Below are 16,251 nucleotides of genomic sequence, written 5' to 3' on the forward strand. Positions count from 1 at the left end.
GGGAGCGACCGAAAGGCGGCCATAGGCCGTGCCCGTTGCGACGCAGGAAGCTACGGGCATCGACAGCAGAGCGAGGGGTTTCCCTTCTCCCCAAACGAACGGCAAATAGTGTTAACAGGCCAAAGCGCAACGCGGAAAGACGCGGGCGTCTGTTTCCCCCTTGCGGTGTGCGCGGGAAACGCGCACAATCCCGGCGGCGGACGGCAGGAGTCGCTGCCGTTCAGGCATTCCATAGAGCGTTTTGCCATGGAAAAGATATGACGCGGGGCGGCACAGCTCTCTCGGTCAAAACCAAGCGGAATAACAGCGATTTTCCGCGAAACGACAGGCCGTAAGGTTTGAAGCGCAATGCGTTCCAAACTGGAAATGCTCTAAAAAAGGTGTTCGGCATGGCATACCGTTTCCTTCCTCGATATTCAGCGGACGAACTGGCCCGCATCCAGCTTGACGGCTTGCGTTTTACCGTGGCGCAGGCCCTGCGTTCTCCCCAGTATCGGGAAAAACTCGCCGCCTGCGGCGTCGCGCCCGGCGACATCCGCAGTCTGGATGATCTGCGCCGCCTGCCCACGGTGGATGTGGACGATCTGCGCGCGGGCTATCCCCTGCCCCTCCGTTGTGTGCCGGAGGAGGAGATCGTCCGCATCCACGCCTCCAGCGGCACCACGGGCAAACGCAAGATCCTTGCGTATACGCAAAAGGATATCGAGACCTTCAGCCTCCAGATGGCCCGCTGTTACGAGTTGGCGGGACTGACCCCGGCCGACCGTATGCAGGTGGCTGTGGGCTATGGCCTCTGGACGGCGGGCGCGGGCTTCCAGCTCGGCAGCGAAAAGCTGGGTATGCTCACCATCCCCGTGGGGCCGGGCAATCTGGACATGCATCTGCAGCTGCTGCGCGATCTGGGGGCCACCTGCTTCGGGGCCACGGCGTCCATGGCTCTGCTCATGGCCGAAGAAGTGGAGCGGGCGGGCATACGCGACGAGCTGAAACTGAGAAAGGTCATCTGCGGTTCGGAGACCCGCAGCGAGAAGATGCGTCTTGCCATCGAGAGCAAGCTGGGGCTTGAGGCCAGTTATGATATCGCGGGCATGACCGAGATGTACGGGCCGGGGACGGCCATGGACTGCGATGCCCACGAGGGCCTGCACTACTGGGCAGACCTTTTCATCATCGAGGTGGTCGATCCCGAAACGCTCCAGCCCCTTCCCGTGGGCGAAGTGGGCGAGATGGTGGTCACCAGCCTGCGCAAGGAGGCCGTGCCGCTGCTGCGCTACCGTACGCACGATCTTTCCCGCCTCCTGCCCGGCGAATGTTCCTGCGGACTGACCATGCCCCGCCATGACCGCATCCTCGGCCGTTCGGACGACATGATCATTTTCCGCGGGGTCAATATCTATCCGGGCCAGATCATGGATGTCATCGGCGCTTATCCCGAACTGGGCGGCGAGTATCAGGTGGAGCTGCGCCGGGACGAGCGGGCGCTCGACCATATGACGCTCACCGTGGAGCGCGCCCCGCAGGCCTCCGCCGACGGCGACGCCGCGCTGGCCGAGAGCCTTGCCCGCCGTCTGCACAAGGCCATCCTGGCCCGTGTGGATGTGCGTATCTGCGATCCCGGCAGCCTGCCGCGCACGTTCAGCAAGTCCAAGCGCGTGGTGGATCTGCGGCAGTGAGCCGTCCGCCGCATGACGCTTGACAGGGGAGCTTTCCTCACATAGCCAGAGAACAGCATATCGCGGGGAATTCCGTGCGAATCGGAAACAGTCGCGCTGCGGTAAGAGGGTACGGAGCTTCACGGACAGTATCTGTCCGGACAGCCAGTCGCGCAAGCGGTGAAGGCGAAGCAAAGGCCGGCGGCGGGAGCCGCCATATTCCCTCAAGTCCGAAACCCGCTCGTTATCCACACCTTGACGCGTCATTGAGGAGGATCCATGTCTCACATCCAGCGTTTCCCCAGTTTCCTTGTCCTGCTGCTTGCCTTCTGGCTCGTCAGCCTGTCCCCCGCCGTCCAGGCCGCGACGGGGCCGCGCGAGGGCCTGCTCATCGTGGCTTTCGGCACCAGCGTGCCCGAAGCCGTCCCTGCCCTCAAAGCCCTTGATGCCGATTTTCGGGCGGCTTTCCCGGACGCCGCCGTGGAGTGGGCCTACACTTCCCAGATCATCCGCAAGAAACTGGCCGCGCGGGGAACGCCCGTGGGCGGCATCAGTGAAGGGCTGGCGGCGCTGGCCCGCAAGGGCGTGAAGGTCGTTCGCGTCCAGTCCCTGCACGTCATGGCCGGGGAAGAGTTCGGCGCGCTGGAGCGGGCCGTCTTGCTGGATGTCAAGGCGCATCCCGGCCGTTTCGAGGCCGTCTATCTGGGGCGGCCCCTGCTGGAGTCCCGGCAGGACGCCCGCGAAGTGGCGGCCGCCGTGCTGGAGAGCTGCGGCGGACGCAAGGCCGGGGAAGGACTCGTGCTCATGGGGCACGGACAGGCGCACGGCCGGGCGGATCTGGTCTTTGAAGGCATCCGCCGTATCCTTGCCGAGGCGGACGGCCTGACGTTCATGGCCTCGGTGGAAGGCTCGCGCACCTTCGAAGAACTTGTGGAGGAGCTTGCCGCGCACAAGCTGCGGACGCTCTGGCTGCAACCCTTCATGGTCGTGGCCGGTGACCATGCCCGCAACGACCTTGCGGGCGAAGAGCCGGACAGCTGGGCCTCCCGGCTGCGTGGAAAGGGCTTTCAGGTAAAGACCAACCTGCTGGGCCTCGGGGAGATCGCCGGTGTCCGGGCGGTGTTCATCCGTCATGCCCGCGAAACGACGGACGACCTGACGCGGGAACCGGTCAAGCCGTAGCCCCCGTTTGGTTTTGGGAGCGCTTCGCCCCAAAAAGGCAAAACGCGAGGCGGCAGCACAGCGTCGCCCGGCCCAGCGTGAGCGGAAAGACCGTGTTTTTCCGCGAAACGACAGGCCGCATGGCTTGGAAAGCTTCGCGCCTCAAACGGAAAATGCTCGATAAACGGACGGTCCTTGCCGGAGCGCATGGGGGCCGTCCGCTTCTTTTCGGCGGCAGATACGGCTGGACAGGGTCGGGAAAGCGAAGCTATAGACAGGTGTATCCGTTCGCGCGGGCTCCGATGCCCGCCCGATGCCCGCGATGACCCGCAAGATCTTCGATGCCGGTTGGGGAAGTTATGCCACATGCCCGTCGTATAGGCGTGACCATGCGCGTGGTGCGTTCCGATCATGGCGAGACGCGCGATGCTCTGGCGCGGGACTGGCCAGTCCTTTTCGATCGCCTTGGACGCCTCGGCGGTCATGCGCCGGACTGGCTCATGCTGCCCAATACGGGAGGGGATTGCGTGGAGCTTGCCCGGCGGCAGGGCGTCCGGGGGCTGCTGCTGACCGGCGGCGACGATCTGGGCGCCACGCCCGACAGGGACGAGACGGAAACGGCTCTGCTCCGCTGGGCCGAGCGGGAAGGGCTGCCGGTACTGGGCGTCTGCCGGGGAGCGCAACTGCTGGCCTGTCAGGCGGGCGCGCGACTCGTTCCCCTGGCACCGGAGCGGCATGTGGCGACACGGCATGACATCGTCTGGCGGTCGGTCGAGGCCGGTCCCGCCGGACTGCCGCCCGCCGGGCGGAGGGGGGAGGTCAATTCCTACCACGCCTGGGGGCTGGAAGCCGCTCATCTGCCCGCCTGTCTGGCCCCTCTGGCCGTTTGTCCGGAGGACGGCAGCGTGGAGGCTTTTGTCCATACCCGCCTGCCGTGGCGGGGCATCCTCTGGCATCCTGAACGCGAACCGCAGCCGGCTGCCTGCGATCTGCCCCTGTTGCAGGCCCTTTTCACCATCAACTGACATGCGTCGCACGCCATGACCTCGTCTCCCGCAGCTCCTCCGACGCCCGGCACCAAGGCGGAAACGCTGGCCCTGCTGTATGGGCATGATTTCCCGGTACCTCCGCTGCTGTTCTTTACCCGCGCCCGCTGGTTTGCCGAACCGGAAGCCGTGCTTGACGGGATCAGGGAGCGTTTCCCCGCCACGTCACTGGCGGTGCGGTCCTCGGCCTGCGGGGAGGACAGCGGTACGCAATCCCTTGCGGGCGCATTCGACAGCGTGCTGCATGTACCTTCACAGGACGTTGCGGGCTTGCGGAGCGCCATCGGCAAGGTGGTCTCCCGCTATGCGCACGACGAGGATCAGGTGCTCGTCCAGCCCATGATCCCTCATGTGGCCATGAGCGGGGTGGTCATGACCCGTACGCTGGATGACGGCTCCCCGTACTATGTCATCAACTATGACGATGTCTCCGGCCGTACGGACACCATCACCAGCGGCAGCGGCGTCAGCAAGACGGTCTATGTCTATCGGGGGGCAAGGGCGGAATATTTCGATTCGCCGCGCCTGCGCGCCGTGCTGGAGCTGGTGCGGCGTCTGGAGGACTTCTTTGCCGGTCTGCCGCTGGACGTGGAGTTCGTGGTGGACACGCGGGCCGTGGTGCACCTGCTCCAGGCCCGGCCCATCGCCGCGGCGCGACACTGGCGCGCTCAGGTGGCGGAGGCGGTCTCCCGCCATATCCGCCATGTGGAGACCTACGCCCGCGACATCATGGCCCGGCGTCCGGGACTGGCGGGCAGCCGGAGTATGCTCGGCGTCATGCCGGACTGGAACCCGGCGGAGATCATCGGCATCACGCCGCGTCCGCTGGCCATGAGCCTTTACCGGGACATCATCACCCGGCAGGTCTGGCGTCTGGCCCGCCGTCAGATGGGCTACCGGGCCCTGCCGCCGGTGGAACTCATGCTCTCTCTCGCCGGACGGCCCTATATCGACGTGCGCGCGAGCTTCAATTCCTTCCTGCCGGACGGCATCCCCGAACCGGCGGCCGAGCGTCTGGTGGACGCCTGGACGGATCGCCTCGACGCGCATCCGGAGCTGCACGACAAGATCGAGTTCGCCATCGTTCCCACCGTGCTGGACTTCGACTTTGACGAGACGTTCCGCGAGCGTTACCCGGAAACGCTCTCCGTCACGGAGCGTCTGACCTACAAGGCCGCCCTGCGCCGCCTCACCAACCGTGCCCTGCGGCCCGCCGGACAGACGCCCGCCCCCGGCAGTCTGGAAAAAGCCCTGCGGGACGCCTGCGAGCTGGAGGCGCGCCAGCGGGGCATCATGCTCTCCGCCACGCCGTCGGGGACGCCGTTCTCGCTGGCGGCTTCGCTCATCTCCCTGCTGGAGGAATGCAAGGAATGGGGCACGCTGCCCTTTTCCGTGGCCGCCCGCCATGCCTTCATGGCGGAAAGCCTGCTGCGTTCGGCCGTCCGCCGCGAGGCCCTGAGCGAAGAGCGGCTGGCCGCCTTCAAGCGGACCATCCGCACGGTCTCCGGCGAGCTTTCGCACGATTTTGCCGAGGCGGTGCGCCAGCCCGAACGGCGTCCGGCCTTCATGGCGCGCTACGGCCATCTGCGGCCCGGTACCTATGACATCCTGACTCCCTGCTACGCCCGGCGCGATCTCTTTGCCGGGGCGGCGCAGTCGCCCGAACCGCCGCAACCCGAGGGCTTTGTGCTGACGCCCGCCGAACACGAGGCCCTGAGCCTGCTGCTGGACGAAGCCGGACTGGATTGTACGCCCGACCGTCTGCTGGACTATGCCCGTCAGGCCATCGCGGGACGCGAGCGCATCAAGTTCATTTTTTCGCGCCACGTCTCCGCCGTCCTGGAGACCATCGCCGCCTGGGGCGAACGGCTGGATCTCGACCGCGAAGCCTGCGCCATGCTGCCGCTGGATGTCATCACCGGCAGTCTGCACGCGCCCTTGCCGGACGAGGCCCGACCCTACTATCTTTCCGTCATCGCGGAACAGCGTCGCCAGCATGAACTGGCCCGTTCGCTGCGCCTCGCGCCCCTCATCCGTTCGGAGCGGGATGTCTATGTGGCGGCCCAGCAGCGCAGCGAGCCCAATTTCATCACCCGCAGCCGCGTGGAAGCGCCGGTAACGGTGCTGGACGGCGGCGAGGCCGGGGCCGGAGCGCTGGAAGGGCACATCGTCTGCATCGAAAGCGCCGATCCCGGCTACGACTGGCTGTTCACCCGCAACATCGCGGGCCTCGTCACCTGCTACGGCGGGGCCAATTCTCATATGGCCATCCGCTGCGCGGAATACGGCCTGCCCGCCGCCATCGGTTGCGGCGGCATCCTCTATGAGCGTGCGGGCAAGGCCCGTCTGCTGTTGCTGGATTGCGCCGGAAAACGTATAACCCCCCTGCATACCGAGGTATGAATGGACGCGCTGATCCTTGCCGCCGGGCGTGGTTCCCGGCTGCGCGAACTGACCGACGACAGGCCCAAGTGTCTGGTCCCCCTTGCGGGCAAGCCCCTTCTGCGCTGGCAATATGACGCCTTGCGGGCCGCCGGAGCGAAGGATGTGCTGGTGGTGCGTGGTTATCTGGCGGAGCGCCTTGTGCCGGAGGCCGCCGGGCTGCCGTCCGGCGCCTTTGCCACGGTGGACAATCCGCGCTGGGCACGATGCAACATGCTGGCCTCCCTGCTCTGTGCCGGCCCGTGGCTGGAGGCGGCCTTTGCCGACGGCGAGACGGAAGTGGTCGTCAGCTATGCGGACATCGTCTATCCGGCGGAGCATGTGCGCGCCCTGTGCGCCGGGGGCGGCGATCATGCCGTGTCCCTCACCTACGATACACGGTGGGAAGCGCTCTGGCGCATCCGATTTGCCGATCCCTTGTCGGATGCCGAAAGCTTTGCCTGCCGTGACGGCCTGCTGTGCGACATCGGACGCAAGCCGTGCGGCATGGACGACATCCACGGGCAGTATATGGGGCTTTTGCGCCTGACGCCGCAGGGCTGGCAGACCGTTTCCGCCGTCTGCCGGGAGCTTGGCGACGCGGTGGATCGCACCGATATGACGAGTTTCCTTCGCCTGCTCCTGAGCCGCCGGATACCTGTGGCGGCCGTTCCCGTGGAGGGGCGCTGGTGCGAGGTGGACGATCAGGACGATCTGCGCGCCTACGAGAGCCGCCTTGCGCAGGGCGGCTGGGATCATGACTGGCGATGAGGAGGCGCGGCCTTGGGCCGTGCGCGCATAAAGCTTTCCCGAAATGGGGACACCCGGAGGTATCCCGCATGAAACACGGTGACTTTACGGCGCTGGCGGAAAAGTACGCCTGCTACCGCCCCGGCTATGCGCCCATGATCGCTGAGGTATTCGTCCGCCTGAGCGGACAGCCGCGACCGCGCTGCGTGGACGCCGGCGCGGGGACAGGCATATGGTCCCGGCAACTGGCGGCCGTCGGGGCGCAAGTGGACGCGGTGGAACCCAATGCCGCCATGCGCGAGGCCGGACAGAAGCAGAACGGGCCGTACGCCATCCGCTGGCACGAAGACTCCGCCGAAGCTTCCGGCCTGGAAGGCGGCGTTTTCGATCTTGCCTGCATGGCGTCGTCCTTCCACTGGCCGGATTTTGACGCCGCCGTGAGGGAGTTCCATCGCCTGCTCAAACCGGGTGGTCACTTCATGGCGCTCTGGAACACCCGTTATTATGAATCCAATCCGCTGCTGGTGGAGATCGAGGAGCATCTGCGCAGCCTTGCGCCCGACATGCAACGGGTCTCATCCGGCCGCTCGGCCTTCTGCAACCAGCTGACGGAGCGCCTTGCCGCCTGCCGCGAGTTCGATGAGGTCATCTATCTTGAAGGCCGCCACATCGAGCACCAGAGCCCCGAGCGCTATCTGGGCCTGTGGGAATCCGTCAATGACGTGCGCGTGCAGCTCGGTGAAGAGAAGTTCGCCGCCTTCCTTGCCTATATCCGGGAAAAGACGGCGGATCTCCATGATATCGAAGCCGAATACCTGACGCGGGCCTGGATCGCCCGCCGGGCGAATTGAAGAGCATCTAGCCAAAAAAAGGGGGACGCTTCGTCGGACACGGGAGCGCATGTCCCCGCATATCGGAGGGATCCATGAAGACAGCCTGGGATTATACCACGCTGGCCCAAAGCTATCTCAAGCGTCCGGACTATGCCCCGTCCGCTCTGGAGGACATCTTCCGCATCGCCGGGCTGCGGGCGGACGATCTTGTCTGCGACATCGGCGCGGGCGTCGCGCATCTCACGCTCCCGCTCGTCCGTTTCGGCTGTCGGGTGGATGCCGTGGAGCCCAACGACGCCATGCGGGCGCTGGGGACGCGGCGTACGGCGGACTTCCCCGCGGTGAGCTGGTACGAAGGCACGGGCGAACATACCGGACGGCCGGGGGGGATATATGACTTCGTCTCCTTCGGTTCCTCCTTCAACGTCTGCGACCGGGCCGCCGCCCTTGCCGAGACCCACCGCCTGCTCAAGCCCGGCAAGTGGTTCGTCTGCCTCTGGAACCACAGGGATCTGCGGGATCCCGTCCAGCAGGGCATCGAGGACATCATCAGGCAGGCCATCCCCGAATACGGCTACGGCACGCGCCGCGAGGATCAGACCGAGGTCATCCGCGCTTCCGGCCTGTTCACGGACATCACTCCCGTGCAGGGCGAGGTGGAACATGCCCAGAGCCCGGCGGAGATCGTGGAGGCATGGCGCTCCCATTCCACGCTGCACCGGCAGGCGGGCGACAAGTTCGCGACCATCATAGACCGGATCGAGCGTTATCTTGCCGGGCTCGGCCGGGAGAGCATCGCCATCCCCTATACGACGCGGGCCTGGCTTGCCCGTCGCGTGGACTGAGTATGGACAGGGGCGCGCAGACAGGGCGCGTTTTCTGGATCACCGGCCTCTCCGGCGCGGGCAAGAGCACGCTGGCCCGCGCCCTGCAGGCCCGGCTGCCGCAGTCCATCCTGCTGGACGGCGACGAGCTGCGCGCCGTGCTGGGCGTGACGGCTTCCGGCTTCGACCGGGAGAGCCGTCTTGAGCTGGCCCGCACTTATGCCCGTTTCTGCAAGTTGCTGGCCGGACAGGGCCATACCGTCATCATGGCCACCATTTCCCTGTTCCATGAGATCCACGAATGGAACAGGGAAAACCTGCCCGGCTATCGGGAGATCTTCCTGGATGTGCCGGAGGAGGTCCGCCGCCAGCGGGACCCCAAGGGGCTGTATGCGGCGGCGCGTAACGGCAGCGTGCGTCAGATGGCCGGAGCGGAGACCCCGGTGGATCTGCCGCTGTCCCCGCATCTGGTGCTGCCCACGGCACGTCTTTCCCTGGACGACTGCGTGGAGGCCGTCCTCCGTCTGACGGAGGGGCAGGTCTAGCGCCTGTTAACACTATTCGTTGCCTGTTTGAGGGGAAGGGGAATCCCTCGCTCTGCTGTCGATGCCTGTAAGGCTCCTTTGTCGCCTAACAGGCACGGCCCTGCGGGCCGCCTTTCGGTCGCGCTCTGCTGTCGATGCCCGTAGCTTCCTGCGTCGCAACGGGCACGGCCCTGCGGGCCGCCCGTTGGGGCGCTGCCAGCGCGGGAGCGGGTTTCCCATCCCCAGCGAGCTTTTACCGAGGGAAGAGCCGGAGACACGAGGCGCCCTCGCCCCCAAAGCAGACGGAGCGAAACAGCTGCGGGGCTCTGTCTCTCGTTGCGTGATGCGTATCGGGCCGCCTGTCGGGGCGGCCCGGTCTTCTTTGGGGAACGGCTTACCGGCGGTGGCGGCGCGGCAGATGCGGCAGGTGGGGCAGATGCAGCATGGGCCCCACGGCTATGCCCAGCGCGCCCAGCACGACGACGCACGCGCCCAGCAGACTGAGCAGGCCCACGCTGTCCAGCGGATAGGCCGACGGCCAGAGGCTGTGCAACAGGGATTCCAGCACCAGCGAGAACAGCGGCGTGGTCGCCACCACGGCGCTGACCTTGGCCGCGTGCCAGATGCTCATGGCCTTGGTGAAGGACCCGTAGGCCACCAGCGTATTGATGCAGGCGAAGATCAGGCAGACGAGCTGTACCGCGTCCACACGCAGGATGTCCGCGGGCGTGGCGAGCGGCGCGAGCCCCAGAGCGCAGCAGGGATAGATGACCCGCAAGATGCGGGTGGGCGTGAGGTGGCGCAGCAGCACCTTCTGGGCCAGACCGTAGGTCGCCCAGACCAGCGCGGCGGAGCCGCCCAGCAGCATACCGAAGGAAAAATCGCTGTCGCCGCCCCAGAGCAGGCCGAGCCGGGTATTGAAGAACAACAGCAGTCCGGTCAGCAGCAGGCCGACGCCCACGGCCTGGACGGGCAAAAAGGCTTCCCGCAGGATGAATACCCCGCCCAGCAGGAGCAGCACCGGGCCGGCTTGCGCCAGGATCTGACAGGCCGAGGCGCTGAGATAGGCCACGGAAGAGTTGAAGAACACGAAGTTGGCCCCCAGGCTGGCCGAGGCCACCGCCAGCAGCAGCCAGGTGCGCCGCCGGGACGGCGCGGCCGGAGCGGCCGGGACCGCGGCGGCGGCCCGCTGCGGATCGCGCGAGGCGCGCACGGCGGGAGCGCACCATATCCAGACAGCCGCCACGCAGAAGCGCAGCCAGACCAGCGTCACCGCATCCATGACCGGCAGCAGATGTTTCACCGCCAGCGGCAATGCGCCCCAGAACAGCGCCGTCAAAAGCGCCAGCAGCAAGCCCGCGCCGTTGTTCCCCAGCATCATGCGGCAGCCTCCGTCGGATGTTTCTTGAAGATTGACGGCACGTCGTTTTCGGCGTGCCCGGCAGGGCCTGCCCGCGGTCCGGCGGCAAGCCTGTCTCAGGGGAGAAGATGGGCGGTGCCTGATCAAGCCCGCCGCAGAAAGACGGCTTTGGCAACAAAACCGGAGAAAAGTCAAGAGGCCTTCCCGCTTGACTGTTTGGCTGAACAGGAATCAAATACGGAAGCGGGCGCTGCCCATACCGCGGCCGCAAAGGGTAATCATCTATGTCTCGAATCGTATTTCTGGAAGAGCGCTGCAAGGGCTGCCGCCTGTGCGTGGAAGCCTGCCCGGCGCACATCATCCGTCCCGCCGGGCGATTCAACCGGCAGGGCTATGAAGTGATGGAAACGGAAGGCCGCTGCACGGGATGCGCCTCCTGTGCCCTCATGTGTCCCGATACGGCCATCCGCGTGTTCCGCGACAAGAGCGGAGGCAGACCGGCATGAATGACGGACGTATCCTCATCAAGGGCAACGAGGCCGTGGCCTATGGCGCGCTGGACGCCGGTTGCCGCTGCTATTTCGGCTATCCCATCACCCCGCAGAACGAGATCCCCGAAGCCATGAGCCGTCTGCTGCCGGAGAACGGCGGCCAGTTCGTGCAGGCCGAGAGCGAGCTTGCCGCCAGCGCCATGCTGCTGGGTGCGGGGTCTTGCGGCATCCCGGCCATGACCTCCTCCTCGAGCTGCGGCATCGCGCTCATGCAGGAATCCCTCTCCTACATGGCGGGCAGCCAGATCCCCGGCGTCATCGTCAATATGATGCGCGGCGGGCCGGGGCTTGGGGACATCGGCCCCTCGCAGGGCGACTATTTCCAGGCGGTCAAGGGCGGCGGCAACGGCGACCATCGCAATTTCGTGCTTGCTCCGTCCACGGCGCAGGAATGCTATGACTTCATGTTCCGCGCCTTTCGTCTGGCCTTCACCTTCGCCAATCCGGTCATGGTGTTGGGCGACGCCATCGTGGCCCAGATCAAGGAAGGCGTGCGGCGGCAGCCGCCCGAGGACGCCCTGACGGCCGACGGCTATGCCGCCCTGTCCGCGCCCTGGCGGCTGGAAGGGCACGGCAGACGCGGCCCCGGCGCGACGCCGCGCCTGCTCAAGTCGGTCTATCTGGCCGAAGGCTCGCTGGCCGAGCGCAACGTGCTGCTCATGCGCAAGTATGAGGCCATGCGCGCCCATGTGGACTGGGAGGAATGGCAGTGCGAGGACGCCGAGCTCATCGTGGTGGCCTTCGGTTCCGTGGCCCGCATCGCCCGCAGCGCCGTCCGGCAGCTGCGCGAACAGGGCTGCCGCGTGGGCCTGTTCCGTCCGGTGACCCTCTTCCCCTTCCCGGAAGCGGCCCTGCGCCGTGTGGCGCGTGACCGCCGTCTGCTGGTCATGGAGCAGAATACCGGCCAGATGGTGGAGGACGTGCGCCTTGCCCTGGACGTGCTGGCCCGCCGCTCCTCGGTCAGCTGGCACGGCATCATGCCCGGCATGTTCATCGGCGCGGACGACCTCGTGGACCCCATTCTCACCGCACTCAGGGAGGACTGACATGCAGGACGCGACTTCGGACGAACGCCTGCGCCCCGGCGCGGGCGAGGAACTGGTCTTTGACGCCACGCCGACACTGGCCCACAAGCCCACGCACTACTGCCCCGGCTGCCACCACGGCATCGCCCACCGTCTGGTGAGCGAGGCACTGGATGAACTGGGACTGGCGGATCGGGCCATCCTTGTGGCCTCGGTGGGCTGTTCGGCCTTCAGTTACGATTATTTCAACGTGGACGCCGTGGAATCCCCGCACGGGCGGGCCTGCGCCGTGGCCACGGGCATCCGTCGCGCCCGGCCGGAAAGCATCGTCTTCACCTATCAGGGGGACGGGGACATGGCGGCCATCGGTCTGGCGGAATCCATACACGCCGCCAATCGCGGCGAGAACATCACGGCGGTCTTCATCAACAACACCGTGTACGGCATGACCGGCGGCCAGATGGCCCCCACCACCCTGCTGGGACAAAAGACCACCACTACCCCGCTGGGCCGTCACCTGCTGGGCGAGGGCGGGCCCATCCACATGAGCGAGATCATGGGCGGGCTGGCCGGGGTGGCCTATGCCGAGCGCTGCGCCCTCGACAGCGTGAAGCACATCCGGCAGGCCAAGAAGGCCTTGCTGGCGGCCTTCAGCTGTCAGATACAGGGGCTGGGCTTCAGCTTCGTGGAACTGCTGGCCGGGTGTCCGACCAACTGGCATCTGGATCCCGTGAAAGCCAATCGCCGCATCAGTGAGGAGATGATCCCCGTCTTCCCGCTGGGCGTCTTTCGGGATGTGCGGGAGGAGCGCAAACAGAGCGAGGTGCAGGCATGAACGGCTATCAGGATGTCATCATGGCCGGTTTCGGCGGTCAGGGCGTCATGCTCATCGGCAATCTGCTGGCGCAGGCCGGACTGGAGCAGGGGCTGGAAGTGAGCTTCATCCCCGTTTACGGCGCGGAGATGCGCGGCGGCACGGCCAACTGCACCGTGGTGCTGGATACGCACCCCGTGGGTTCGCCGCTGGTCAACCGGCCCATGTCCGCCATCATCCTCAATGAACCTTCCCTGCACAAGTTCCAGCCGCGTCTGCGGGAGGACGGCGTGCAGATCGTCAATGCCTCGCTGGTGTCCCGCGATCTGCTGGATGCGCGCAAGAGGACGGTCTATATCCCGGTCAACGACATGGCCCATGAGCTGGGCAACGTGAAGATGGCCAATGTGGTCGCGCTGGGCGCGTGGCTGCGGGCGACCGGCGCGCTGGACCCGGAGGCGGTCAAGCAGGCCATGCACAGCGTGGTCAATGCCCATTATGCCAAGCTCATCCCCGCCAACATCAAGGCGCTGGAAGCGGGGTACGATTTCGCGGCCTGACGGTCGGCAGGAGCACCTTCTGCCGCCTGCCGTCGTATCCATGAGGGCCGTCCGCAAGGGCGGCCCTCCGCTATGACGGGCCGCCTCTCGACATTGCGGAGCACCTTTGGCATGGTGACGAGAGCGCCGCGATCCGCGCGTCATGCACCGTCAATCTACGGGAGACCTGCCATGCGTTTTCTCCTCCTGCCCCTGCTGCTCGTCTGCAGCCTGTTGTGCAGTACCGGCCTTGTCCATGCGCTGGATATCGAAGCCAACAACAATTCCCGCTCCGTGGTCGCGCTGGCCGTGCATTATCTGCGCCCCTCGGGGCACTGGTCGACGGACGGCTGGTACAGCATCCAGCCCGGCAAGACCTTCCATCTCAAGATAGACAGCAAGAATACGGTGTTCTACGTCCACGCCGTGCGCGTCAGGGACGGCAAGGTCTATACGCTTGGCGACACCATCGACCGCTGGGTCTGCGATCAGCCGTTCACGCTGGTCGACAACGCCCAGCCCGCCACCGGCGGTCGCATGGCGCTCTTCAGTCAGTACGAGGCCCCCAATCTCAAGATCGCCATCAATTTCAACTGACGATCCCTGCCCGCCGCGCGGAGGAAGCTGCCGCCGTGGCGGCGGCTATTGTCTATTTTCACCAAGTGCTGCATGATAACCAAAAAGCCTTGCCCTGCCCCTTCATCCGGGAGGGAGGCGGGCCGGGCCGTGCCCCAAGGATGTGACTATGAGCGGAATCTGTGGTGTCCTGACCTCGGAAGTTGTGAGGGATGAAGAACGTACGGCCCTGGCGGCCATGCTTGACGCGCTGTCCCACCGAGGGAAGAACCCTCCCCGGCTGGGCCATCTCGGAGACAAGGCCATCATGGGCTACTGCGGCAGCGAGTCGGAGGAGGACAACGGCAAACGTCCCTTCGTCAGTCCCTGCGGGCGCTATCTCGTCGTCCTGGACGGCCGGATCTATAACGGGCCGCAGCTGCGCGAAGAGATCGAGAAAAGCGGCCACGTTTTCCGCAGCCGCCAGGACGAAGAGATCCTCTCCTATCTTTTCCTCTCGCAGGGGCCGCAATGCCTGACCCGGCTCAACGGCATGTTCGCCTTTGCCATGTGGGATCTGCGGGACCAGAAACTCTTTCTCGTACGTGACCGCTTCGGGCAGAAACCGCTCTACTACGCCTCCTCCGGCAAGGGCATCCTGTTCTCCTCGGAGGTCATGTCCCTGTTGAAGCATCCGGCCCTCGAGCGCCGTCCCAACTATAACGCCCTCTTCCACTATCTCACCTTCATGATGCCGCCCGCGCCGCTGACGGCCTTTGAAGGCATCCACAAGCTGGAACCGGCGAGCTGGCTGGAATGGCAGCCCGGGCGCGCCGCCTTCTTCCTGCGCTACTGGAATGTGGACGGCAGCCGCAAATTCGAGGGCACCGACGAGGACGCCATCGAAGAGCTCGACGGTCTCATGGACCGCGTGGCGCGGCGGCACGTCACGCCCGGCACGGGGCTTTTCCTTTCCGGCGGGCTGGACTCCTCGCTCTTTGCCAGCAAGGCGGCCCGGCAGACCGGGGACATGCTGAGCCTCTCGCTGGACTATGTGGACGCCGATCACGGCGTCAACGCTCAGGCCATGCAGGCCGCGGAGCTTTGCGGCACGCGCCATGTGAGCGGAATGCTCGATGTCGGCATCATGGAGGAACTGCCGCATATCGTCTCCCGCATGGGCGAACCCTTTGCCGACCCGCCCCTGCTCACTTCCTGGCGGCTTGCCCGCATGGCCAGCCAGCATGTGGGGGCCGCCGTGACCACCAGCGGCACGGACAACATCTTCGGCGGCTATGCCCGGTATCTTGCGCCCTTCCTCTACGATACGCCGGATCTGCCGCCCGAAGTGCGCAAGGTGCATACCGAGCTGACCAAGACCGTGCCCCATGCCTACGGCGGCAAGAGCCTGCTTGGCGAGATGGATCCTTGCGCCAGCTACTATTACAGCCAGTTTGCCCTGTTCTTCGGCAACCGCAAGGAAAGCCTCTGTTCCATGGACTTGCGCGGCGCGGCGGATCCGCAACTGACCATCATGTTCATGCTGCGGGCCTTTGCCCGCTGCCCGCGTGCCACCTGGCTGGACAAGATCCAGTTCTTCGAGCTGGATCACTTCCTTGCCGGTCGCCTGCTGCCGCGCATCGACATGGTCACCGGAGCGCACACGCTGGATATCCGCATCCCCATGCTGGACAACGATATCGTGGACTTCGCCCTGACCCTGCCGGTGGGTATGCGCGTCAGGCGTATGCCGGACCGGCGTCCCGGCAGCACCGGCAAGGGCTATGAGACCAAATGGCTGGTCAAGATGGTCGGTCTGCGCCATCTGCCGCACGACCTCGTGTTCCGGCGGCGGCACAGCAATATGGTGCCGCTGGAAAGCTGGCTGCGCGGCCCGCTGCGGACCCTGGTGCTCGATGCGCTCATGAGCACGCAATGCTCCATCCGGGACTGGGTCAATCAGTCCGAGATCCGGCGGCTCGTCGCCCAACATATGGACGGGACCGCCAATAACACCATCGAGCTCTGGGCCCTGCTCATGCTGGAGCTCTGGACGCGGCACTGCCTCAGGGGCTGAGCGCGAGCCTCCGCGTCGATCACCTTTTGCGAAGATCGGGGAAGGCGGCCTCCGGGCCGTCTTCCCCGTTGTTTTTGCCTATGGCCGGAGCGTATCGACGGGGAACGTCGTCTGGACAG

General features: G+C 65.9%; 15 protein-coding genes and 1 riboswitch. Of the genes, 14 read left to right on the forward strand and 1 reads right to left on the reverse strand.

Features of this window, described 5'->3' with window-relative positions:
* The first annotated feature begins 389 nt into the window (after positions 1–389).
* From Q0K00_RS03100 to Q0K00_RS03135, 8 genes are all read left to right on the forward strand, one after another.
* Complete coding sequence (locus Q0K00_RS03100) at positions 390–1,673, forward strand: phenylacetate--CoA ligase family protein (RefSeq protein WP_297227303.1); 1,284 nt, start codon at positions 390–392, stop codon at positions 1,671–1,673.
* 11 nt (positions 1,674–1,684) lie between these two features.
* Positions 1,685–1,912, forward strand: a riboswitch (cobalamin riboswitch).
* Positions 1,913–1,931: 19 nt separating this feature from the next.
* A complete protein-coding gene (locus tag Q0K00_RS03105) occupies positions 1,932–2,834 on the forward strand; it encodes a sirohydrochlorin cobaltochelatase (protein WP_297227305.1) in 903 nt (300 codons plus the stop codon).
* Positions 2,835–3,172: 338 nt separating this feature from the next.
* A complete protein-coding gene (locus Q0K00_RS03110) occupies positions 3,173–3,838 on the forward strand; it encodes a gamma-glutamyl-gamma-aminobutyrate hydrolase family protein (RefSeq protein WP_297227306.1) in 666 nt (221 codons plus the stop codon).
* Between the two features lie 15 nt (positions 3,839–3,853).
* The gene (locus Q0K00_RS03115; RefSeq protein WP_297227308.1) at positions 3,854–6,262 is read left to right on the forward strand and encodes a PEP-utilizing enzyme; all 2,409 of its coding nucleotides are present in this window, start codon (positions 3,854–3,856) and stop codon (positions 6,260–6,262) included.
* Positions 6,263–7,051, forward strand: a complete 789-nt coding sequence (locus Q0K00_RS03120; RefSeq protein ID WP_297227310.1) for a phosphocholine cytidylyltransferase family protein — start codon at positions 6,263–6,265, stop codon at positions 7,049–7,051.
* A gap of 68 nt (positions 7,052–7,119) precedes the next feature.
* A complete protein-coding gene (locus Q0K00_RS03125; protein ID WP_297227311.1) occupies positions 7,120–7,881 on the forward strand; it encodes a class I SAM-dependent methyltransferase in 762 nt (253 codons plus the stop codon).
* 74 nt (positions 7,882–7,955) lie between these two features.
* Positions 7,956–8,708, forward strand: a complete 753-nt coding sequence (locus Q0K00_RS03130) for a class I SAM-dependent methyltransferase (RefSeq protein ID WP_297227313.1) — start codon at positions 7,956–7,958, stop codon at positions 8,706–8,708.
* Between the two features lie 2 nt (positions 8,709–8,710).
* Positions 8,711–9,232, forward strand: a complete 522-nt coding sequence (locus tag Q0K00_RS03135) for an adenylyl-sulfate kinase (protein WP_297227314.1) — start codon at positions 8,711–8,713, stop codon at positions 9,230–9,232.
* A 373-nt stretch (positions 9,233–9,605) separates the two neighbouring features.
* Here the strand turns inward: Q0K00_RS03135 and Q0K00_RS03140 are convergent, their stop codons facing one another.
* The gene (locus tag Q0K00_RS03140; protein WP_297227315.1) at positions 9,606–10,592 is read right to left on the reverse strand and encodes a DMT family transporter; all 987 of its coding nucleotides are present in this window, start codon (positions 10,590–10,592) and stop codon (positions 9,606–9,608) included.
* A gap of 263 nt (positions 10,593–10,855) precedes the next feature.
* On the opposite strand from Q0K00_RS03140, the gene Q0K00_RS03145 reads away from it, so the two are divergent.
* The 6 genes from Q0K00_RS03145 (at position 10,856) to Q0K00_RS03170 (ending at position 16,132) form a co-directional block, all read left to right on the forward strand.
* Positions 10,856–11,077: a 4Fe-4S binding protein gene (locus tag Q0K00_RS03145; RefSeq protein ID WP_297227316.1), complete on the forward strand. Its 222-nt coding sequence runs from the start codon at positions 10,856–10,858 to the stop codon at positions 11,075–11,077.
* Complete coding sequence (gene vorB, locus Q0K00_RS03150) at positions 11,074–12,168, forward strand: 3-methyl-2-oxobutanoate dehydrogenase subunit VorB (RefSeq protein ID WP_297227317.1); 1,095 nt, start codon at positions 11,074–11,076, stop codon at positions 12,166–12,168. The genes Q0K00_RS03145 and vorB overlap by 4 nt, the downstream gene beginning before the upstream one ends.
* Position 12,169: 1 nt before the next feature.
* Positions 12,170–12,982 (forward strand): thiamine pyrophosphate-dependent enzyme, encoded by an 813-nt coding sequence (locus Q0K00_RS03155; protein ID WP_297227318.1) that lies wholly within the window; start codon positions 12,170–12,172, stop codon positions 12,980–12,982.
* Entirely contained in the window at positions 12,979–13,521 is a 543-nt protein-coding gene (locus tag Q0K00_RS03160) for a 2-oxoacid:acceptor oxidoreductase family protein (protein WP_297227319.1), read from the forward strand. The genes Q0K00_RS03155 and Q0K00_RS03160 overlap by 4 nt, the downstream gene beginning before the upstream one ends.
* A gap of 171 nt (positions 13,522–13,692) precedes the next feature.
* A complete protein-coding gene (locus Q0K00_RS03165) occupies positions 13,693–14,097 on the forward strand; it encodes a DUF1036 domain-containing protein (RefSeq protein ID WP_297227320.1) in 405 nt (134 codons plus the stop codon).
* 148 nt (positions 14,098–14,245) lie between these two features.
* Positions 14,246–16,132 (forward strand): asparagine synthase-related protein, encoded by a 1,887-nt coding sequence (locus Q0K00_RS03170; protein ID WP_297227321.1) that lies wholly within the window; start codon positions 14,246–14,248, stop codon positions 16,130–16,132.
* Positions 16,133–16,251 lie beyond the last annotated feature (119 nt).

The organism is uncultured Desulfovibrio sp., assembly GCF_944327235.1.
GTDB lineage: Bacteria > Desulfobacterota > Desulfovibrionia > Desulfovibrionales > Desulfovibrionaceae > Desulfovibrio.